At 63.4% G+C, this 708-nt stretch carries 1 protein-coding gene; it reads left to right on the top strand.

The features are described from left to right. A partial coding sequence (locus tag JP75_RS24915) for an HD domain-containing protein (RefSeq protein ID WP_035088060.1) occupies positions 1 to 708 on the top strand: 708 nt, incomplete at both ends.

Below are 708 nucleotides of genomic sequence, written 5' to 3'. Positions count from 1 at the left end.
TCGCCCATCCCCTGGAAGTGGCGGCCATTCTCACCGATCTCAAGCTCGATGACGCGACGATCGCGGTGGGGCTTCTCCACGACACCATCGAGGACACCGACGCGACGCGCGCCGAGATTGACCAGCTCTTCGGCTCGGAAATCGGCGCGATCGTGGATGGCCTCACCAAGATCGAGCGGCTGAACCTCGTTTCGCGCGAGGAAGCGCAGGCGGAAAACCTGCGCAAGCTCCTGCTGGCGATTTCCGAAGACGTGCGGGTGCTGCTGGTCAAGCTGGCCGACCGCCTGCACAACATGCGCACGCTCGAATACATGCCGCCCGAAAAGCGGACGCGGATTGCGCAGGAAACGCTCGACATCTATGCGCCGCTGGCAGGCCGCATGGGTATGCAGGGCATCCGCTCGGAGCTCGAAGACCTTTCGTTCAAGGTGCAGCAGCCCGAGCAGTACAACGCCATCACGAGCCGCCTGCGCGAGATGCAGGCCGACCACCACGACACTATCGACCGGATCACGTCGGAGCTGAGCGAGAAGCTAGCGGCCGAGGGGATCGACGCGAAGGTGAGCGCGCGGGTGAAGTCGCCGTTCTCGATCTTCAACAAGATCGAGCGCAAGTCGATCGCGCTGGAGCAGCTCTCCGACATGATCGGCTTCCGCGTGATCGTGGAGAGCACCGGGGATTGCTACCGTACGCTGGGCATCGTGCACA

The sequence above is a fragment of the Devosia riboflavina genome (genome assembly GCF_000743575.1).
GTDB lineage: Bacteria > Pseudomonadota > Alphaproteobacteria > Rhizobiales > Devosiaceae > Devosia > Devosia riboflavina.
This window is presented reverse-complemented; position numbering and strand designations above follow the sequence as displayed.